The sequence below is a fragment of the Corallococcus sicarius genome (assembly GCF_003611735.1).
Taxonomy (GTDB): domain Bacteria; phylum Myxococcota; class Myxococcia; order Myxococcales; family Myxococcaceae; genus Corallococcus; species Corallococcus sicarius.
Genome location: NZ_RAWG01000103.1, coordinates 1 through 19794 on the forward strand (window position 1 = coordinate 1; position 19794 = coordinate 19794).

The window sequence follows — 19794 nt, forward strand, 5'->3', positions numbered from 1 at the left end:
GGCCCCCACGACGGACACCCCGGCGCTGAGCCCGGAGGAGATGGCGGAGATTGAGAAGGCCCTGGGCGAGGACAAGGGCAGCAGCGCGCGGCCGTCCGGCGGCACCTCCCCCGCGTCCCCCACCGCCACCAATGACTCCGGCGTGACGCCGCTGCGGCTGCCCAATGCCATCTCCGGCGGCACCAGCTTCCTCAACCTGAGCTTCATCCTGGACATGGCCGTGGCGGCGTTCTCCAGCAAGGAGCCCCTGCAGGGCGGCGCGCACGACCCGACGCAGAACGGGTTCAACCTCCAGCAGCTGGAGCTGTCCATCGGCTCCGTGGTGGATCCGTACTTCCGCTTCGACAGCAACCTCGTCTTCAGCCAGTTCGGCGTGGAGATTGAAGAGGCGTACGCCACCACGTTGGACCTGCCCGCCAACCTCCAGGTGCGCGCCGGCCAGTTCCTCACCCGCTTCGGTCGGATCAACGCCACCCACCCGCACGCGTGGGCCTTCGTGGATCAGCCCTTCATCATGAGCCGCGTCTTCGGCGGGGAGGGCAACCGCGGCCTGGGCGTGGAGACGTCCTGGCTCACGCCCCTGCCCTGGTACGTGGAGGTGATTGGCAGCGCCACCGACGCCAGGGGCGAGGCCACCGCGCGCAGCTTCTTCGGTGGCTCCAACGAGCGCGTGCTGTCGCCGTTGGATCTCCAGCTCACCGGCGCGGTGAAGCAGTTCTTCCCGCTGTCGGACGACCTGTCGCTCTTGTGGGGCCTGTCCGCGGCCACCGGCCCCAACCCCACGGGCTACCGCAACCACACCAGCGTCTACGGCACGGACGTGTACTTCAAGTTCCGCCCCATCACGGAGCAGAGCGCGCACGAGCTGGTGCTCCAGGCGGAGGTGCTCTACCGCCGCCGCCAGGCGCCGGACGACCTGCTGTCGGACTGGGGCGGCTATGCGCAGACGGTGTGGCGCTTCTCCAACCGCTGGGCCACGGGCGTGCGCTACGAGTTCGGCACGGCGGCGAAGACGCAGGAGGGCCGCGTCGCGAATGATCCGCTCGACCCCGAATGGATTTCCGACCGCCACCGCGTCTCCGCGGCGGTGACGTTCTGGCCCACGGAGTTCTCCCGCCTGCGCCTGCAGGCCGCCACCGACCGGGTCGGCTGGCGCGAATCGCCGGACTACTCGGCCTTCCTCGCGCTTGAAGTGGTGACGGGCGCCCACGGTGCCCATGCGTTCTGAACCCCTTTCCTGGAGCCCTTCCATGCGTTCGCTCTTCGCGGCCCTGTGCGCCGCCGTCGTCTGCTTCGCCGCCACGCCCGCGCGCGCGGACCTGAAGGTCGTCACCTCCCTGCCGGACCTGGCCGCGGTGGCCAAGGCGGTGGGCGGGGACAAGGTGGAGGTCATCGCGCTCGCGCTGCCCACGCAGGATCCGCACTTCGTGGACGCCAAGCCGAACCTGGCGCTCGCGCTCAACCGCGCCGACCTGCTCATCACCGCGGGCCTGGACCTGGAGATCGGCTGGCTGCCCACGCTGCAGGTGGGCGCGCGCAACAGCCGCATCCAGACGGGCAACACGGGCTTCCTGGACGCGTCGCAGTTCGTGCGCCTCCAGGAGGTGCCCGTGACGGCGGTGGACCGCAGCCAGGGCGACGTGCACCCCGGTGGCAACCCGCACTATCTCTATGATCCGCGCCAGGGACTGGCGGTGGCGCGCGGCATCGAGGCGCGCATGTCGCAGCTGGATGCGAAGAACGCCGCCACCTACAAGGCCAACCTCGCGAAGCTCACGCAGCAGGTGGAGGCCGCGCTGCCCGGCTGGGAGAAGCGGCTCGAGGGCCTCAAGGGCGCGCCCGTCATCGCGTACCACCGGACGACGGCGTACCTGCAGAACTGGCTGGGCTTCACCACCATCGCGTTCCTGGAGCCCAAGCCGGGCATCCCGCCCAACCCGTCCCACGTCGCGCAGGTGATGGCGCAGGGCAAGGCGCGCAAGGCGAAGCTGATGGTGAAGGAGGATTACTACCCGGAGGGCACCGCGAAGCTCGTGGCCTCCAAGCTCCCCGCGCCGCTCGTGGTCATCCCCGGGGGCACCGACTTCCGCAACGGGCAGACGTACGTGCAGCGCATCGAGTTGCTGGTGAGTCGCCTGGAGCAGGGGCTCGCCGGGAAGGTGCAGTGACATGACGCGACGATTCCCCCTGGCGCTTCGCGGAGCGCTGCTGCTCCCGCTGGCGCTCCTGTCCGCCGGGTGCGCGCTCGACGAGGGCGAGGGCTTCGCGGTGCTGAAGCCCTCCGTGCAGGCCGCGTACACGCCGCTGCCCCGGCGCGACGCGGGCGACGGCTATCAGGCGCTCGCCTCCGACTTCCAGCTGCGCATGGACACGGCCTCCCTGCGCCTGGGCAGCATCGACCTGCTCGCCAGCTCCGGCGGTGGCGGGGCGACAACGTTCGATCCCTCCTCGCCTCCTCCGGGCTACTCGCTGTGCCACAACGGGCACTGCCACAGCGCTGACGGCGAGCTCGTGGACTACGAGGACATCCAGGCGGAGCTGGGCGGCGGTGGCAGCACCACCACGACGATGGCCAACCTGCCCGTGGAGGGCGACCTGGACCTGCTGCGGCCCGCGCCCGTGGGGCTTGCCTGCCAGCCGGACTGCGAGCTGCCCCGGACGACGCTGTCGCGGGGACGCTGGTCCATCACCGGCGTGCGGATGACGGGCAGCGTGCGCGACAACCGCGTCCCGGCGCGCTTCGCGGGGACCCGCGACTTCCGCATCTCCCTCGCCGCGACGGGCGCGGACGCGGAGCCGCTGGCCGTGCTCACCGGGGACCTGGACGTGCCGTCCGACCGCGAGAACGCGCCGGGCGTGGAGCTGGGCCTGAAGCTGGAGCTGACGCCCGCGCTCTTCGACGTGATGGACTGGTCCAACGTGGCGGCGGGACCGGACGGCGTCCTGGACCTGGATGCGCCCGGAAACGCGGCGGTCCGCACGGCGTTCCTGGAGCAGCTCGCGCAGGTCACCCCTGTGGCGGAGGTCACCCGTGGCGCACGGTGATCACGAGACGGAGCTGGACAGCGCGCACCGCGCCGCGGCGCCGCACGAGCCGGGCGAGGCGCTGCTGAAGTGCGAGCAGCTCGTCATCGGCTACGGGGGCAAGGACATCCTTCCTCCCATGGACCTGGTGGTGCGCCGCCGTCAGTTCGTGGCGGTGGTGGGCCGCAACGGCTCCGGCAAGAGCACCTGGTTCAAGACGCTGCTGGGGCTCATCCCCCCGGTGTCGGGGAAGATCACGCTCGGCGCGCCTGGCATCCGCAGCGCGTACGTGCCGCAGATGTCCTCCATCGACTCGCTGCTCCCGGTGCACACGCGGGAACTCACGGGGTGGGGCCGGCTGTCGGGGTGGAACTTCCTGCGCCCGTTCCCCAGCCGCGCGGACCGGCAGAAGGTGGAGTCGGCGCTCGACACGGCGGGGGCGCGCGCCATCGCGAAGCGGCCCTTCCGAGACCTGTCTGGCGGTGAGAAGCAGCGGGCGCTGCTCGCGCGGGTCATCGCCACCGAGGCGGACGTGGTGCTGCTGGACGAGCCCACCGCGGCGATGGACGCCGTGGCGGAGAAGCAGACGATGCTCCGACTGTGCGCGCTCGCGCATGACCGGGGCCTGGGCGTGGTGGTGGTGAGCCACGACATGTCCGTGGCCGCCGAGCACGCCGACGTCATCCTCTTCGTGGACCGCGAGCACCGCTGCTTCGTCATGGGCGATGCGCGCACCGTGTTCTGCCATCCGGCCTTCCGACGCCAGTACGGCGACGACTACTGCAACACCGCGCCCCAGGGGCCCCACCGTGGAAACAGTCCTGCTTGAGCCTTCGAAGTGGGAGGAGTTCCAGTCCGCCTGGGAGTTGTTCCAGGACCCCATCCTGTGCGCGCTCATCGCCGGGTGCGTGCTGGGCTTCCTCAGCGTCTACGTCGTCCTGCGGCGCATGGTGTTCGTCAGCGCGGCGGTGACGAACACCGCGGGCCTGGGCGTGGCGCTGGCCTTCTTCGCGGAGATCCACCTGGGCGTCCACGTGGATCCGCTGGTGGGCGCGGTGGTGCTGTCGGTGGCGGCCACGCTGCTGCTGATGGTGGAGCCCGCGCGGCTGCGCCTCTCCCGGGAGAGCCTGCTGGGGTGCGCGTTCGCCTTCGCGGGCGGCGCGGCCATCCTCGTGGGTGACCGCATCGCGCAGGAGTCGCACGACATCCAGGGCATCCTCTTCGGCACCGCGGTGCTGGTGACGCCGGATCAACTCCACGCCGTGGCGGGGGTGGGCGCGGTGCTGATGGTGCTGCACCTGTGGTGGTTCCGGGGCATCACCTTCGTCAGCTTCGATCGCATCGGCGCCACCGTGCAGGGGCTGCCGGTGCAGCTGTTGGACACGGTGTTGATGGTGTCCATCGGCATCATGGTGGGCGTGTGTGCGCGCGCGCTGGGCGCCCTGCCCGTCTTCGCGTTCTCCACGCTGTCCGCCATCGCCGCGCTGGTGCTGGATCTGCGGCTGCCGTGGACCTTCCTCACCGCCACCGTGCTGGGCGGCATCGCGGGCGCGGGCGGCTACCTCTTCGCGTACTTCTACGACTTCCCGGTGGGCGGCTCGCAGACCGTCCTGTCCGGGGTCCTGGTGCTGCTGATGATGCTGGTGCGGCTGGCGAGCACGCCCTTCCAGCGCAAGGCCTAGCGGACGGCGGCGGACACCTTCTTGAACTCGGGCGTGCCCGCGCGCCCCAGCAGGTCGAACAGCGCCGACTCCACGGTGAGGATGCGCGCGCCCGCGTCGCGGCACAGCTCCAACCCCACGCGGCGGTCCTCCTCGGCGCGCGACATGACAGCATCCGCCAGCAGGCACGGCTCACGGCCGCTGTCGGCCAGGTCGCGCGCCGTTTGAAAGACGCAGATGTGCGTCTCCATTCCGGTGATGAGCACCTGCTTGCGGTCTCCCAGCACGGCGAGCACGTCCGGCGTGGCGGCGGAGAAGTCCAGCTTCTCCAGCGGCTTGAACTCCCCCAGCTTCAACTTCAGGAGCGAGTGCGTGCGGCCCAGCCCCTGAGGGTACTGCTCCGTGACGACCACGGGCACGCCCAGCGCCCGGGCTCCCTCCACGGCGGCGCCGGTGCGCGCGAGCATGCGGTCCAGGGCGTCGCGCTCCATCGCGGCGCACAGCCGCTCTTGGATGTCGACGACGAGCAGCACGGCCTGCTCGGGCTTCAGGCGGATCGAAGGCATGGGATGGCTCCTTGCGGGTGCTCCCTAGTGACGCGAAGGCCGCGCGTCCGTCAAGCGCGGCCATGCGGACGCTCAGGCCCCGTGGACGGTCCAGGGCCCCTCCCCGCCCCTCGGCGCGGGCACGGTGTCCACCACCGCATCGGGCACCCGGCGGAGCGCGGCGCCGCCCCTGCCCCGGGAGGCGAAGCCCCGCGCGCGTTGCAGGCCCGGCAGGTGCGGATCCGCGTCGCGCCAGAGGTCCAGCACCACGGCGAAGTCGCGCTCGGCTTCGGACATGCACTCGCAGGCGACGTGGGCCTCGGCGACGAGCAGCATGCAGTGGCCACAGCCGGGCCGCTCCCCCGCGCGCTCCAGCGCCAGCTCCAGGGCCTTCTCCTCGCGACCCGAGTGCAGGCGGACACGCGCCAGCGTCTCCCGGGGCGGGCGGCAGAAGAGCGCGGGCCCCACCGGCCGCAGGCGCCGCTCCAACCGCAGGGCCCGCGTGAGCGCGGCCTCCGCGCGGCCGGAGTCACCCCGCCTCGCGTCCAGCGTCCCCCGAAGCTCCTGCGCGGCGACCTCCGTCGTGCGCGCCACGTCGCGGGGACACAGGGCGCGGCCTTCCGAACGCGGCGCGTCCGACAAGGTGAGGACCAGGGTGTCCAGCACCTGGCACGCACGCTCCACGTCGCCCAGCCGGCCCGTCTCCAGGGCGCAGGCCGCGCGGGCATAGAGGCGCACGGCGTCGCGCAGGCCCTGCTCCGCGACGGTGGCGGTGTCGTCCAGTTCCATCGGGACCTCCGCCGCCGCGCGGCAGAAACCGAAGCGCAGGTGCGCGGCCACGAGCGTGGTCGCCGCGAAGAGGACGGCCTGGGGGCCGGCGCCCGCCGCCTCCACGCGCTGGCGCAGCTTGCGCGCCCACTTCTGGGCCTCCCGGTACCGCCCCACCTCCGCGCAGCCTTCGCTCAAGAGGCGCAGGGCGGTGTCCGCGCTCGGCGCGACCTCCAGGGGCAGTGACTCCCGGTCGAGGTACGCATCATCCGCCTCCACCGCCGCCTCCAGGATGCGGTTCGCCTCCACCGCGCGGCCCATGCGCAACAGCAACCGTCCGGCGGCGAGCAGCGCGGGGCTGCCGGCGGGGACGAGCAGCGGCAGGGCCTCGGCGCTCGCGCACGCCGTCTCCGGCCGCGCGCTCGGCAGCCACGCCTGCACCCAGGCCACGTGTACGCCGGCATGGTCCGGATGCGTGCGCAGCAGGTCGCGCAGGAGGGACTGCGCGTAGGGCTGGCCCTGGCCGGGACGGCCGTCGGACTCGTAGCCGTCCAGCAGGAAGCCCGCGAGCAGCAGCCGGGGCTCGGGCTCCTCCGGGAAGCGGTCGACGAGGAACTCCATCTCGCGCACGAAGGCGTGCCGGCCATTGGCGGGGCCCTTGTCCACGAGGAGGCTCGCGGCGACCACCAGGCGCTGCTCCAGGTCGGTGACGCCCTCGGCCAGCTGCAGGGCCTTGCGGATGGCCTCCGCGCGCTCCGCGGCGAAGCGGGCTCCCGCGCCGCGTGCGAGCGCGAGCCCCCACCAGGCCATGGCGAGCGACGGATCCTGCCGCGCGGCCTCCGCGAAGGCGCGCCGGGCCTCCAGCGCCCATCCCAGGTGCAGGAGGCGCAGGCCCTGATCAAAGTACGCCTGCGCGAGCGGGACTTGCGTCGTCACGGGCAGGTGGGCCTTCCCGTAACCGTCACACAACGGCGGCGTGGGAAGGGCTTCGTCCGGCAGGTCCTCCCACGCGACGTGGGCATGGACGGACGGTGCATCGGCTCGGAACAGTCGTGCCAGCATGGGTCCTCCTCACGCTCCGGTCATCGGAGCGACGTGGTGTTGCATTCCGGCGTGTTGCACAACGGCGTCGGTCGCGCGCACGCGCACGGCCATCCGCCTCCAAGCCACCGACAACTCCTCCGCGGGAACGGGAGACGCCTTGCGCCGCGCGGCCAGACACTCGCGCCGCCAGTCGAGCCCCACGTCCCGCGCCACCCAGGCCTCGTAGTCCGCGAGCCAGTCCGCCAGCAGCGCGAGGCCTGCCCGCACCGCCCGGCGCTCCGGCCCGGAGGCCGCGTCCCGCCGGGCGCCCACGTCCTCCGCCCGGAAGGCGGAGGCCCCCGCGCCGGGGCCCTCCACCCACCGGGGCACGAAGCCGTCGCGAGGCACGAACAGCGACGCGCCGCACGTGTCACACAGCGCGCCGAAGCCCCACAGCGTGAGGCGCCCCCCGTCCGCCAGCCGTCCCTGGTACGCGCTCTGCCCCTCGACACCTGGAGGGCGCGGCTCGCGCACCAGCCCGTGGCGCAGGAGCACGTTGCCGTCCGGGCAACGCACGTCCTGGCCCAGGCACCACATGGCCACGTCGAACAGCCGGTCGCCGTCGCGGCGAACGTCGCAGGGAAGAACAGAGGCAGCACCGCCAGCAGGGTCGCTGGAGGTAGCGCGGGGTTTGGACCTGGACCTGGACTTGGACATGGGGCGCCTCGGGGGGGGGGAATGGGACTAGCTGGCGGCCTTCTTCGTCGTGGGCCCGATGCGCGCGGCCACGTCACCGAAGAGGGCCTTGGCATCCACCGCGGTGCTTCCCGCCTGGGTGAGCAGCGCGTTGACGGCGCGCACCACCTTGGCGCGCACGCGCGGGGACACCGGACGGTCCTCGCGCAGGGCGGCCAGCTGCTGCTCGGTCACCCCGCGGCCACTGCGCGGCTTGCCCAGGCCCAGGTCCGCGTAGGACTTCGTCTGCGTGTCCTTTTCGCGGCGGCGCGCGGAGCGCTTGCGCTTGAGGACGCGGTCCTCCTCCGTCTGGGTCTCGAGCTGGCGGGAGCGGCGCAGGAGCACCGCGGGGGAGATCTTCTTGTCATCGAGGAACTGCTGGAAGGCACCCATGGTGGGCTCCTGCGGACTGCGGGTGGAGGGGGACTTGCGGCTACTCGTGATCGTGGTCGTGCTCGCCGCCCTCTTCGATGACGAGCGACACCGAGGAGAGGGTCGAGGGGCCGAAGGTGAGCGTGTGCGTGCCCACGGTGAGGGGCACGACGTGGCGGCCCTTGATGTCGGTGCAGAGCTCGGAGCTGGTGGTGCTCTCCTCGAACTCCACCGTCGCGCCGCTGCCGTTGGTGACCTTCACCGGCACCGAGGCGCCGGTGAAGAGGATGTAGTCGGTGGCTTCCGCGACGGCGAAGGTCACCGCGCCGCCCTTGCCTCCCGCCACGTCCACGAGCGCGATGTCGTAGCGCTTGTGGTCGTTGCTCACGGCGGGCCCCGCGCCGGTGGCGACCGCGGTGACGTTGACGGCCGGCCCCTCCTGGAGGTGCTCGCAGCCCTCTTCATCGCCGGAGGTCGCTTCGTCGGCGTCGTCGCCACAACCGACGACGAGGAGCGCGGTGGACAGGAACAGGGCGGACAGCAGGTTCTTCTTCATGTGTGAAACTCCACGGGATGGACTGCGGGGACTCCAGGCGCTGTCGCCCACGGCGCACCGCCCCCGAAGGGACGACTGCGCGCGGACGCGACAAGGGCCTGGAAGGGGGTGCGCGACGAAGCACACGTCAGGTCGAGGCCGGAGGCCCCGTGCCCCGGCGGCCCGTCACGCAACGTGACGGGAGCGCGGACGCGACAGGACACCCGAGCCACGGCGCTTCCCGTCCCGCGGACACACGCCGGGCGGAGACGACGGGCTTCGTGGGCGAAGGATCAGGCGCGCGGAGGCGACAACTTGGGCGCGAGCCGCAGCAGCGCGACGGGGGCCGCGTGGAAGCGGAACACCGCCAGCGCCGGGCTGGAGCGCGTGGAGACCGCTTCCATCATCGGAGCGGACTCGGCCGGAGGCAGGGCCTCACGGCGGAAGAAGGCATGCTGACAGTGGGCTTCCGCGCTGTGCGGAACGGCCGTGTCCTGCGGCGCCCGGGCCACGCGCGCGTCGTCGAACGAGACGTCCTCGCTCGACGGGCTCCCATGGTCCGGAGCCTCGCCCACGTGCATCACGTCCCCGTGCTCCAGGCACGTGGTGTGCTGCACGAGCGCGAAGTGCAGGACGCTGCCCACGTACACCAGCACGCACACGAGCACCCACGGCAGCGCCAGCAGGCGCCGCGGGGAACGACCCGTGTCGGGATGGTGTCGGAGGCGGCTCACGTCACTCGGTCTCGTAAAGGTAACTGAGTTGTTTTAAGCGACCTCGCCACCGGGCGCAAGCCGGGAGCGAACGGGTTGTCATGGAAGGCGTCCCCCACCTGGAACGACCTGCTCCCCTGCCCGGTCGCCGGACCGCGCGCCCCGGCACGCCGACCTGGGGAACAGCCCGACGCAGCGCGGGTTGTGGACCCGTAAGCCCCTGGGGTCGTAGGTTCCGCGCGTGCAAGAGTTCATGGATGTCCTGCGCAGGCAGGCACACTATTTCGGGCCGGAGCTGGCGAAGACGGCCTATGAGCGCGGGCTCGCGGTCACGAAGCCGGATGGCAGCACCCAGCCCATCCCCATCACCGCCACGCCCGTCATCCTCGACGCCGCGGAGATCAAACGCCGTGCGGTGCTGTCCGCGAAGCTGGCGTCCGCCACGCTGAAGATGGCGCGCGCGGTGCTGGCCGGCGCGGATCCGAACCGGCTGCTGGGCGCGCTGTCCCCGCTGGAGCGCACGCTGGCCGAGCGCACCTGGCAGGAGAGCCGCAAGCTGGTGACGACGCGCGTGGACTACTTCGTCTCCGGGGACAAGCCCTGGGCGCTGGAGGTCAACGCCACCATCCCGGCCATGCAGGGCTACTCCGACATCGCGGCGCGCACCTTCATCGAAGTGGTGGCGCGGCACCTGCGCTACCCGGAGAAGGGGCTCGCGTCGCTCTTGACGCTCAACGGCAGCAACGCGCTGGCGCTGTACCGCGCGCTCCTGGACGGCTACGCGGCCGAGCGCGACGGGAAGATGCCGGACACGGTGGCGCTCCTGTGCCGCAAGAACGACGCGCAGGTGACGGAGCTGCGCTGGCTGTGCGAGCGCTTCCGCGAGTTCGGCGCGGACGCGGACATCGTGCACCCGGAGGACGTGTCCGGCGAGGACACCTTCACGGTGAAGGGCAAGGCGTACGACCTCGTCTACCGCCACCTGTTCGTGCGCCGGCTGGAGCAGTCCCCTGCCCCGTGGGTGGAGGACTTCCTGGGCACGGTGCCCGGGAAGAAGGCGGTGTTCCTCAACCCGCCCGCCTCCCAGGTGGAGGTGAAGACGACATTCGCGCTCCTGTCGCAGGCGCTGACGGAGCCCGCGCTCGCGGAAGAAGCGGGCCTCACGCCGGAGGAGCTGGAGGCGGTGCGCGCCTCGGTGCCCTGGACGCGGTCCTTCCGCCCCGGCCCCGGCACCGGCCCGGACGGCGAGAAGCTGGACGACGTGGTGGCGCGCGTGGCGCAGGAGCCTGCCCGCTTCGTGCTCAAGCGCGCCTGGGACTACGGCGGCAAGGCGGTGTTCCTGGGTCGCTCGGTGGGCACGGTGCCCTATGAAGAGCGCGTCAAGGGCGCCTACGGGGCGTCCATGACGTGGGAGGAGCTCTGCACCCGGGCGGCCACGGACCCCCAGGGCGGCGGGTTCGTGGTGCAGGAGGTGGTGGACACCCAGCCGGAGGACCACCTGGTGTGTGGTCAGAACCAGGTGCTGCCCACGTCGTTCTTCGTCGACTATTCGGCGTACGCCTCCGTGGGCATCGCGAAGCAGCCCGCCTGGGGCGGGGTGTGCCGGGGTTCGATGTCGGAGATCGTCAACATCGTGGGCGGCGGCGGCGTGCTTCCCCTCATCACGACGGAAGTCGCGGCGAAGCTTTTGTTGGCCTGGAAGGCCCTTTAAGGCGTCTCCCCAGGGAGCCCGTTACACATACGAGACCAGCCGGGCAGTCATCCGGCGCGAAAGGATAGAAAAGCACATGGCGTGGGAATCTTCTGGCGGGTGGCAGAGCGGGCGGGCGGGCGAAGTGGACTCGGTGCTGGTGCAGGAGTCGCAGCGCGCGTTCATGACGCGTGTTCACGGTTGGATGTTCGCCGGGCTCGCCCTCACCGGAGTGATGGCGGCGGTGACGCTGTCCAATGAAGCGATGCTCATGGCGGTGGCGCAGTACCGCATGGGCCTGCTGCTGGTGCAGTTCGGCGTGGTGATGGCGCTGTCGTTCCTGGCGCCCCGCATCTCCGGCCCGGTGGCCGCGGCGATGTTCCTGGGCTACTCGGCGTTGACAGGCGTCACGCTGTCCGTGCTCTTCCTCATCTACACGGCGGGCTCCATCGCCCAGGTGTTCTTCATCACGTCGGCGGTGTACGGCACCATGGCCGTCTACGGCACCGTCACGAAGAAGGACCTGAGCGGCTGGCGGACCTTCCTCTACATGGGCCTCGTCGGCATCATCATCGCGGGCGTCGTGAACCTGTTCATGCGCAATGACGCGGTGTCGTTCGTCAGCGCCTGCGCGGGCGTGCTCATCTTCGCGGGCCTCACCGCGTACGACACCCAGAAGCTGCGCGAGTACCACGCGGAGACGGGCTTCAAGAGCACCGCGACGGTGAGCATCGTGGGCGCGCTCACCCTCTACCTGGACTTCATCAACCTGTTCCTGTCGTTGATGCGGCTGCTGGGCAAGCGCCGGTAGTCCCAGCGCTTCACGACAGCGCGGTTCCCCGAGGCGGGGCGCGAGGGGGTTCCCTTCAGGGAAACGCCTTCAGCGCTCCGCCTTCTTGCTGAAGGGCATCAAGAGCCGCTCCACGGGGCGCCCCTGCACCAGGTGCTCCTCCACGATGGTGGGCACGTCCTCCACCTTCACGCCGCCGTACCAGGTGCCCTCCGGGTAGACGACCACGGAGACGCCGAGCGGGCACGTGTCCAGGCACCCCGCCGCGTTGGCGCGCATCGAGCGCTTGAGCCCGCGCTTGTCCAGCTCCTCCTTGAAGGCGGCCCGGACCTCCTCACCGCCCTTGGTGGCACAACAGCCCTTCGGATTCCCGTCCGGGCGACGGTTGGTACAGACGAAGACATGGCGTTCAAAGGGAGGCGGCATGTGCGCTTCCTAACTCGACCGTGCGCCGAAATCGACGACGCCGTTCAACAACCGACCGTCCAGGGCCGCCCCACCCCGCCCGTTTCTCGCCCGGACGAGAGGGCCCTCCTGCGCTGGGCGCACGCACTGCCAGCAAACATCCGTGAGTGATCACAGGCCCTTGGCGTCCCCCTCCCCGCGCCTGTCCGATTCATCATGGTCATGACGATACATTGCCAGCAAAGCCATGGTTGCCACGGTCGTGACGGGTTCTTAGATCAGCCATGGGTCGGACTTCATCCCCCCTGCGCATGCGATCAGCGCCCCGGGTGTTGACCTCCGGAGAGCCCCCTAAATGGAGTGTGTAAGTCAACTTCAGACACCAGATATAGGGGAGCGGGCGATGTTGACGGACCCCACGAGCGATCATATGGATCCGCCCGCCCGGCGGGAGGGCAGTCAGGCCCGGGCCCGGATTCCAGCGGTGGGTCTGCTGGCTTCCGCCCCTCCCGAACCATCCTGGCGCCGCTCCCCTACTGTCTTCGCGTGATCACCTGAACCCCTGGGATCTCGCGGCGTTGGCGATTTTGCAAATTTCGCATCCGTACTCTCAGTGAATCTGGAGGTGGGCGTCATGGAGAAGGAACTGGGTGGCAAGCCGGTGGTGGGGGGGAAGGAGCGTCGCGGCGGGAAGGCGAAGGGGAAGGCGGCGGCGGCGACGACTGGACTGACCGTGGAGCGCTTCTTCACGACGCCCGGGGTGGACCCCGCGGACGAGCTGGCGTGGGAGTACCGCAGCGCGAGCATCAAGGGTGAGGACGGCAAGGTCGTCTTCGACCAGAAGGACATCGAGGTCCCCAAGTCCTGGTCGATGCTGGCGACGAACGTCGTCGCGTCGAAGTACTTCCGGGGCACGCCGGGCACCCCGGAGCGTGAGACGAGCGTGCGCAAGCTGGTGGCGCGCGTGGTGGACACGCTCACCCGCTGGGGCGCGGAGGGGCACTACTTCGCGTCGGAGGTGGACCGCGAGGCGTTCCACGCGGAGCTGACGCACCTGCTGCTGCGCCAGAAGGCAGCCTTCAACTCGCCCGTCTGGTTCAACGTGGGCGTGGAAGCGCACCCGCAGTGCTCGGCGTGCTTCATCAACAGCGTGGACGACAACATGGAGTCCATCCTCGGGCTGGCGCGCACGGAGGGGATGCTCTTCAAGTACGGCAGCGGCACGGGCACCAACCTCTCCACGGTGCGCGGCAGCAAGGAGCTGCTGGCGGGCGGCGGCACCGCGTCCGGCCCGGTGTCGTTCATGCGCGGCTTCGACGCGTTCGCGGGCGTCATCAAGAGCGGTGGCAAGACGCGCCGCGCGGCGAAGATGGTCATCCTCAACGCGGACCACCCGGACATCCTGGAGTTCATCCGCTGCAAGTCGAAGGAGGAGCAGAAGGCCTGGGCGCTGATCGAAGCCGGCTACGATCCTTCGTTCAACGGCGAGGCCTACGGGTCCGTCTACTTCCAGAACTCGAACAACTCCGTCCGCGTCACCGACGACTTCATGAAGGCGGTGGTGAATGACGGCCCGTGGCAGACGCGCGCGGTGCGCGACGGCCAGGTGATGGAGACGCACAAGGCGCGGGAGCTGTTCCGGGAGATCGCGGAGGCGGCGCACCTGTGCGGCGACCCCGGCCTCCAGTACGACACCACGGTGAACGCGTGGCACACGTGCTCCGGCACGGCGCGCATCAACGCGTCCAATCCCTGCTCCGAGTACATGTTCCTGGATGACTCGGCGTGCAACCTGGCGTCGCTGAACCTGATGCACTTCCGCACGCTGGAGGGCGGCTTCGACGTGGCCGCGTTCAAGCACGCGGTGTCGGTGGTGCTGCTGGCGCAGGAGATCATCGTCGGCTTCAGCCGCTACCCCACCGAGCGCATCACCCAGAACAGCCACGACTACCGTCCGCTGGGTCTGGGGTACGCGAACCTGGGCGCGCTGCTGATGGCCACGGGCCTGCCGTACGACTCCCCCGCGGGCCGCAACTACGCGGCGGCCATCACGTCGCTGATGTGCGGCGAGGCGTACGCCACGAGCGCTCGCATCGCCCAGAAGCAGGGCGCGTTCGCCGGCTACGGGAACAACGCGGAGCCGATGCTGGGCGTCATCCGCAAGCACCGCAAGGCGGCGTACCAGCTCCAGGTGGAGGGCGTGAGCGCGGAGCTGCTCCAGGCGCAGAAGGAGGCGTGGGACGACGCGCTGGCGCGCGGCACGGAGCACGGCTATCGCAACAGCCAGGTGACGGTGCTGGCGCCCACGGGCACCATCGGCTTCATGATGGACTGCGACACCACCGGCATCGAGCCGGACATCGCGCTCATCAAGTACAAGAAGCTGGTGGGCGGCGGCATGCTGAAGATCGTCAACCAGACGGTGCCGCTGGCGCTGGAGAAGCTGGGCTACCCGCAGACGCAGGCGCAGGACATCATCGCGTACCTGGACAAGCACGACACCATCGAGGGCGCGCCGCACCTGAAGCCGGAGCACCTGCCGGTGTTCGACTGCGCGTTCAAGCCGTCCAAGGGCCAGCGCAGCATCCACTGGATGGGCCACATCGAGATGATGGCGGCGGCTCAGCCGTTCCTCTCCGGCGCCATCAGCAAGACCGTGAACATGCCCACGGACTCCACGGTGGAGGACATCGAGAAGGCCTACCTGGAGGCGTGGAAGAGCGGCCTGAAGGCCGTCGCCGTGTACCGCGACGGGTGCAAGCGCACGCAGCCGCTCAACACGTCCCAGGACAAGCCCAAGGAGACGCGCCACGTGGCGGCCGAACCCGTGGCCCCGCTGGTGACGCCCGAGCCGAAGGCGCACCGCCGCCGGCTGCCGGACGAGCGGCAGTCCATCACGCACAAGTTCTCCATCGGCGGCCACGAGGGCTACCTGACGGTGGGCATGTACGAGGACGGCGCGCCGGGAGAGCTGTTCGTGGTGATGGCGAAGGAGGGCTCGGTGGTGAGCGGGCTGATGGACAGCTTCGCCACCAGCGTGTCGCTGGCGCTCCAGTACGGCGTGCCGCTGCAGGTGCTGGCGGACAAGTTCTGCCACACCCGCTACGAGCCGAGCGGCTTCACCGGCAACCCGGCCATCCCCATCGCCAAGTCGATCACGGACTACATCTTCCGGTGGCTGTCGCTGAAGTTCCTGCCCACCGCGCCGTGCGGTGACGAGGCGGAGGTGACGCAGGTGGAAGAGGCCCGTCCGGAGCCCGTGAAGCAGGCGGCGGTGTCCGCGCAGCCGGCGACGTTGCAGCTGTCCGCGATGAGCTCGCGCAGCACGTACCTGAACCAGGCGGACGCCCCGCCCTGCCACACCTGCGGCGCCATCACCGTGCGCAGCGGCGCCTGCTACAAGTGCGCGAACTGCGGCACGACGAGCGGCTGCAGCTAGGCCTTCGGTTCGCCAGGCGGAAATGAAGAAGGGCCCGGTGCCGATGCGATGGCGCCGGGCCCTTCGTGTCTTCAGCGCGGCCCTGGACTCAAGGGAAGCGGTGGAGGCGGGTGCAGATCTCCACGGCGCGATCCGCGATGCGGGCCAGCTCCTCCAGCGTGCTGAGTTCCACGGGGGCGGGGCCGTGCTCAGCCACGAAGAACGCCACGGGCTGACCGCGGGCGTGCAGCGGGAACACGAGCAGGTGCGATTCGGACTCGCACAGCGCGGAGAAGATGGCCTCGTCCTGCGGGCCCTGCGGCGCGCTGAAGACGCTGGGGCTGGGGCCCTTCAGCGCGGACGCGAGGAGGGACGGCGAATCCAGGTCCACCTTGAGCGCGGAGACCTCCGGGCGCTCACTGCCCGGGCCCCAGGCGCGCCCCACACGCGCGAGCCCGAAGCTGTCGCCCAGGAGGAAGGCCCGGCGGAAGCGGCCCGCGCTGTAGGCCAGCAGCACCTTGCCGACCGTGCCCTGCGAGTCCGCCGTGTCGAGCGCGGTGAGGACCTGATCCGCCGTGACGGAGGGGCCGTTCAGCGGCGTGTCGGTGGAGGCGCTGGCGGCGGCGAGCAGGCCCTGGGCGGTGTCGAGCGGCAGGGTGGCCTGCGGCTGCCATGGCTGCTGCATGAACTCCCACGCGGAGGCCAGGGCCACGCCCCCTTCGTTCGAGGCTGGGGTGGACGTGGCGGGGCCCTCCAGGTCGACCCCGCGGTCCGCCCAGGTCGTCTCCGCGGTGTGGCCCACCGTGCCCTCCCCTTCCCCGCCGCCCTGCCAGCCCACGAACTCCCAGGTGGACGCGAGCTGCATGGGCTCTTCGGAGGACGCGGGCAGGTCGTCGAGCGAGATGGGCGTCCGCTCGCGCGCAGGAGCCGGAGCGGGCGAGACCACGAGGCGCGGCTTCGGAGGGGTCGTGTCCTCGGGAGGCGCAGCGGGTGCTTCGGCTTGCGCCCGCGCTTCCGTGGCGTCCGGGGCGCTGGCAGTGACGGCCGGGACGTCCTCCTCGACCTGGAGGTAGGAGACCGCTTCGGAGTGGGGCCCCGTGGCGGCAGGTGATTCCGGGGCAGGCTCCGGAGTCGCGGCGATGGATGCGGGCTCCGGCGCCTCCGCGGACTGGGGTTCCTGCGGGAATGCGCCTTCGGGGATCAGCGCGACCTCGAACTCGGGGGGGATTCCGGTTCGCGATGCATCGACGGAAGGTGCCGCGTCGGGAGGAGGCGCGGCGGTCAGGCCTGTCTCAGGCGACTGCGGGACGGCGGGCTCCGAGAGGGGCTTCGGCGCGGCGGCGACCTGCCAGGGCTCGGAGGACTCGGGTGCGGGAGCGACGGGCGGCGTGACGGCCGCGGTCGACTCGCCCGCCAGGCTGAACTCAAGCGCGTCGGTTTCGCTGTCCTGGGGGACGGTGGCGTTTTCGACAGGGGACGCCTGGACATCGGAGCGCGGTGCGACGACTTCGACAGGGGCCGGAGCGTCGGAATGGGCAGACACCAGCACGTCTTCCGCCGACTGCGGTTCGAGCGGCGCCACCTGCTCCTGCTCGGAGGACGCCTGGGAGGCCGTGAGGACGGGCGCCTCGGGAGGGGTGGCGGCTTCAACGACGGCGGGAGCGGGGGGCGCGGAGGTAGACGCGTCCGGAAGGTCCTCGAACTCCATCACATCCAGCAGCCCGTCTTCGTGACTGGCGACTTCGAAGGCTGGCGGCGGCGTGAGCTGGGTGGAACCAGGGGCCTCGGTGAGGATGGCCGCAGGGGTGCTCGGGCTCACCTCCGCCGTGTCACTCCGTGCGGACGTGCTCGGTGAGGACTCATCGGTAAAGACATCCCAGGAAGGCTCTGCATCAGCCTGGGCCTTGTGCGGCTCGGCGGACATCACCTCGGCCTCTTCGAGGATGTCGTCGTTGGCGAGTGCCTCCTCAACGAGGGCCTCGGGGCGCTTGGGCTCCTGGGCGTTCGGGGCAGCGACCTGAACAGGAGGCGCTTCGGGCTCGGCGTCGAACGACTCGGGGATCAGGATGTTGTCGTCATCGTCGACAAGCTCAGCGTCCAGCACCAGCTCGGGCTGGGCCGACGATGCAATCGCTTGCATGGGGGCAACCGCACCCGGCGCGGTTCCCGAGTTCCCATCCACTGCGGCCCCCATGGAGAACGGGAGGCTCGCATCGGAGTCGGCAGTCGGCGGTTCGACCCGGAGTGAGCCTGCAGGCGGCACCGTGCCTGACACACCTTGGGCAGCAGTGGGCGGCTCTCCACCGGGAGCAGCGACTGAGAGGGTATCCGTCACGTCCATGTCGACGTGTTCTGTGGCTATCGCCAGGTCGCCCCACGCCGTGTCCACGAGGGCATTCGCGGCACCGTGCGCAATGGCATCCGGAGCCCCGCCCTGAGCCACCCCAGCGTGGGCACGCACCCCATCATGAGCGGCGGCATCCGGCGATCCACCCGGAGATGAAACCTTGATGGCATTCGCGTCACCCAGTGCAGCGGCCTGCGGCGAAACCACCGCATTCATCCCAGCCGGAGCAACGTCATTCGAAGGTCCACCCGGAGATGAACCCGCGACAGGCCCCGGAGAACCAGGACGCGGCTGCGCGGCGAGCACGGGCGCTCCCGTCATCGGTCCGCCAGCGACCGCCGGCATGGTCCCCGACGGACGCCCCTGTCGCGGAGGTGCTCCGGGAGGCGGCGCCCCCACCGGCCTTCCCTGCGCGGCAGTCGGCGGCACAGCCCCCGGAGGCCCAGCGACCGGGATCCCCGTGGCGGACGACGGACGCCGCCCTGCCGGAGGAACCTGCCCCGCCATCACGGGAGGCGGCGTCCCCGGAGCAGGCCGGGGTGCCATTCCAGGAGGCATCGCGCCCGGGGGCGGCCCTGCCCGGACCATCCCAGGAGGCATCGGCGCGCCCCCAGGCCCCGGCGGACGCGGCGTCGCAGGGCCCGGGCCCACCGGTCCCCCCGGAGGCGCGGCACGTACCCCGGGAGGCGGCGCCCTGCCCACCGCGGGAATGCCCACCGCCGACGGAGGCCGCGCACCCGGCACCGCGGGAATGCCCACCGCCGAGGGAGGCCGCGCACCCGGCACCGAGGGAATGCCCACCGCCGAGGGAGGCCGCGCACCCGGCACCGCAGGCCCAGGTCCTCCCCGTCCCACCATTCCAGGCGGCGGGCTCGCCGGCACTCCCGGCGGAGGCGTCGCACGCACAGGCGCTCCACCCGGCCCCGGAGGCGCCGCGCCCGGCCCGGCGAGCACCGGAATCCCACCCTGCCGCGCCACCAATCCCGGAGGCTGTGCCGCCACCGGAGCGCGGGCGGGCGCGAGCACGGGAATTCCTCCCGGACGCGCAGCCTCTCCCACGGACGGCGCAGGCATGGCCTCCCCCATCACGATCTGCGGAAGCTCCTCCTCGCTGGCCACGACGGGCTCAGGCGCGCCCGGCGCCGCATCCTCGGCGTCCGAGTCATCACTGAGGAACTGTCCCGGCGCGAGCCCTCCGAACATCGCGGACACCTGCGGCTCCGGACGCACGGGGGGAGGCGGCATGGGCGGCAGGGGCGCCGTGGCCACGGTGACGGACCTGCGGATGGGCACGGGCGCGAGCGCCGGCAGCGGCTTCGTCGGACGTGCGATGCCGTAGTGGCGCGCCTGGTACTGGAACAGCCGCAGCTCCGGCGTGACGTACGGCACGATGCGCATCCCGGTGATGAACCCGAGCGCATCCGTCGTCTGCAGCTCCAGCGGGTTCGCCAGCGCGACCTTCAGCCGCCGCCCCTCCACCGCGAGCGGGAACGCCTGGTGCTTCTCCGCCTGATCCGGCGTCAGCAGCTTCAGCGTCGCGTCGGTGACGGCGTCGAAGTCCGCCTCCATCGCCACGGGCATCCGGGTCAACTCCCCCAGCACCATGCCCACCGTCTCGATGTCGAGGAACCCCAGCTCCACCAGCCGGGTGCCCAGCCGGCCCCCGTGGACGAGCTGGACACCAAGCCCCTGGTCGAGCTGCGCCTGCGTCAGGAGGCCCTTGCGGACCAGGGTGATTCCAAGCTTGTCGGCCATGTACCGACGGATT

General features: G+C 71.0%; 16 protein-coding genes. 8 read left to right on the forward strand and 8 right to left on the reverse strand.

All coding sequences use genetic code 11. The features are described 5' to 3' along the window. The 5 genes from D7X12_RS17765 to D7X12_RS17785 all read left to right on the forward strand — a co-directional run. Positions 1-1228 (forward strand): zinc-regulated TonB-dependent outer membrane receptor (locus D7X12_RS17765; RefSeq protein ID WP_120626460.1); only part of this gene is annotated, 1228 nt, incomplete at its 5' end. 22 nt (positions 1229-1250) lie between these two features. Further along, positions 1251-2168: a metal ABC transporter substrate-binding protein gene (locus D7X12_RS17770; RefSeq protein WP_120626461.1), complete on the forward strand. Its 918-nt coding sequence runs from the start codon at positions 1251-1253 to the stop codon at positions 2166-2168. A gap of 1 nt (position 2169) precedes the next feature. Further along, positions 2170-3045: a hypothetical protein gene (locus D7X12_RS17775; RefSeq protein WP_120626462.1), complete on the forward strand. Its 876-nt coding sequence runs from the start codon at positions 2170-2172 to the stop codon at positions 3043-3045. Beyond that, positions 3032-3853 (forward strand): metal ABC transporter ATP-binding protein, encoded by an 822-nt coding sequence (locus D7X12_RS17780; protein ID WP_439329374.1) that lies wholly within the window; start codon positions 3032-3034, stop codon positions 3851-3853. Before D7X12_RS17775 ends, D7X12_RS17780 begins: the two co-directional genes overlap by 14 nt. After that, positions 3834-4706: a metal ABC transporter permease gene (locus tag D7X12_RS17785; protein ID WP_120626463.1), complete on the forward strand. Its 873-nt coding sequence runs from the start codon at positions 3834-3836 to the stop codon at positions 4704-4706. The genes D7X12_RS17780 and D7X12_RS17785 overlap by 20 nt, the downstream gene beginning before the upstream one ends. On the opposite strand, the gene D7X12_RS17790 is transcribed toward D7X12_RS17785, so the two are convergent. The 6 genes from D7X12_RS17790 to D7X12_RS17815 all read right to left on the reverse strand — a co-directional run bounded on the left by D7X12_RS17790 (position 4703) and on the right by D7X12_RS17815 (position 9397). Continuing rightward, positions 4703-5251, reverse strand: coding sequence for an isochorismatase family protein (locus tag D7X12_RS17790; protein ID WP_120626464.1), 549 nt, complete (start codon positions 5249-5251; stop codon positions 4703-4705). The two genes, D7X12_RS17785 and D7X12_RS17790, sit on opposite strands and share 4 nt — an antisense overlap. Before the next feature lie 72 nt (positions 5252-5323). After that, positions 5324-7060, reverse strand: coding sequence for a hypothetical protein (locus D7X12_RS17795; RefSeq protein ID WP_120626465.1), 1737 nt, complete (start codon positions 7058-7060; stop codon positions 5324-5326). A 9-nt stretch (positions 7061-7069) separates the two neighbouring features. Continuing rightward, a complete protein-coding gene (locus D7X12_RS17800) occupies positions 7070-7738 on the reverse strand; it encodes a hypothetical protein (RefSeq protein WP_120626466.1) in 669 nt (222 codons plus the stop codon). Between the two features lie 27 nt (positions 7739-7765). Beyond that, positions 7766-8149, reverse strand: coding sequence for a hypothetical protein (locus D7X12_RS17805; RefSeq protein ID WP_120626467.1), 384 nt, complete (start codon positions 8147-8149; stop codon positions 7766-7768). A 40-nt stretch (positions 8150-8189) separates the two neighbouring features. Beyond that, a complete protein-coding gene (locus D7X12_RS17810) occupies positions 8190-8684 on the reverse strand; it encodes a hypothetical protein (protein ID WP_120626468.1) in 495 nt (164 codons plus the stop codon). Positions 8685-8956: 272 nt separating this feature from the next. Then, entirely contained in the window at positions 8957-9397 is a 441-nt protein-coding gene (locus tag D7X12_RS17815; RefSeq protein ID WP_167509011.1) for a hypothetical protein, read from the reverse strand. Between the two features lie 220 nt (positions 9398-9617). Between D7X12_RS17815 and D7X12_RS17820 the strand changes: the two genes are divergently transcribed. Continuing rightward, positions 9618-11087: a hypothetical protein gene (locus D7X12_RS17820; RefSeq protein ID WP_120626469.1), complete on the forward strand. Its 1470-nt coding sequence runs from the start codon at positions 9618-9620 to the stop codon at positions 11085-11087. Positions 11088-11163: 76 nt separating this feature from the next. Further along, a complete protein-coding gene (locus D7X12_RS17825) occupies positions 11164-11877 on the forward strand; it encodes a Bax inhibitor-1/YccA family protein (RefSeq protein ID WP_120626470.1) in 714 nt (237 codons plus the stop codon). A gap of 69 nt (positions 11878-11946) precedes the next feature. Here the strand turns inward: D7X12_RS17825 and D7X12_RS17830 are convergent, their stop codons facing one another. Beyond that, positions 11947-12282 carry a (2Fe-2S) ferredoxin domain-containing protein gene (locus D7X12_RS17830; protein WP_120626471.1) on the reverse strand — a complete coding sequence of 112 codons (336 nt, stop codon included), beginning with the start codon at positions 12280-12282 and terminating at the stop codon, positions 11947-11949. A gap of 613 nt (positions 12283-12895) precedes the next feature. On the opposite strand from D7X12_RS17830, the gene D7X12_RS17835 reads away from it, so the two are divergent. Further along, positions 12896-15700 (forward strand): vitamin B12-dependent ribonucleotide reductase, encoded by a 2805-nt coding sequence (locus D7X12_RS17835; protein ID WP_120626472.1) that lies wholly within the window; start codon positions 12896-12898, stop codon positions 15698-15700. A gap of 88 nt (positions 15701-15788) precedes the next feature. Here D7X12_RS17835 and D7X12_RS17840 read toward each other — a convergent pair whose 3' ends face one another. After that, on the reverse strand, positions 15789-19781 hold the full coding sequence (locus tag D7X12_RS17840) for a GspE/PulE/PilB domain-containing protein (RefSeq protein WP_120626473.1): 3993 nt from the start codon (positions 19779-19781) through the stop codon (positions 15789-15791). Positions 19782-19794 lie beyond the last annotated feature (13 nt).

Coding starts and splice junctions, on each gene's coding strand:
- D7X12_RS17795 (WP_120626465.1), bottom strand. CDS start 7,060: ATGCTGGCACGACTGTTCCGAGCCGATGCACCGTCCGTCCATGCCCAC.
- D7X12_RS17805 (WP_120626467.1), bottom strand. CDS start 8,149: ATGGGTGCCTTCCAGCAGTTCCTCGATGACAAGAAGATCTCCCCCGCG.
- D7X12_RS17830 (WP_120626471.1), bottom strand. CDS start 12,282: ATGCCGCCTCCCTTTGAACGCCATGTCTTCGTCTGTACCAACCGTCGC.
- D7X12_RS17790 (WP_120626464.1), bottom strand. CDS start 5,251: ATGCCTTCGATCCGCCTGAAGCCCGAGCAGGCCGTGCTGCTCGTCGTC.
- D7X12_RS17825 (WP_120626470.1), top strand. CDS start 11,164: ATGGCGTGGGAATCTTCTGGCGGGTGGCAGAGCGGGCGGGCGGGCGAA.
- D7X12_RS17835 (WP_120626472.1), top strand. CDS start 12,896: ATGGAGAAGGAACTGGGTGGCAAGCCGGTGGTGGGGGGGAAGGAGCGT.
- D7X12_RS17775 (WP_120626462.1), top strand. CDS start 2,170: ATGACGCGACGATTCCCCCTGGCGCTTCGCGGAGCGCTGCTGCTCCCG.
- D7X12_RS17800 (WP_120626466.1), bottom strand. CDS start 7,738: ATGTCCAAGTCCAGGTCCAGGTCCAAACCCCGCGCTACCTCCAGCGAC.
- D7X12_RS17810 (WP_120626468.1), bottom strand. CDS start 8,684: ATGAAGAAGAACCTGCTGTCCGCCCTGTTCCTGTCCACCGCGCTCCTC.
- D7X12_RS17840 (WP_120626473.1), bottom strand. CDS start 19,781: ATGGCCGACAAGCTTGGAATCACCCTGGTCCGCAAGGGCCTCCTGACG.
- D7X12_RS17770 (WP_120626461.1), top strand. CDS start 1,251: ATGCGTTCGCTCTTCGCGGCCCTGTGCGCCGCCGTCGTCTGCTTCGCC.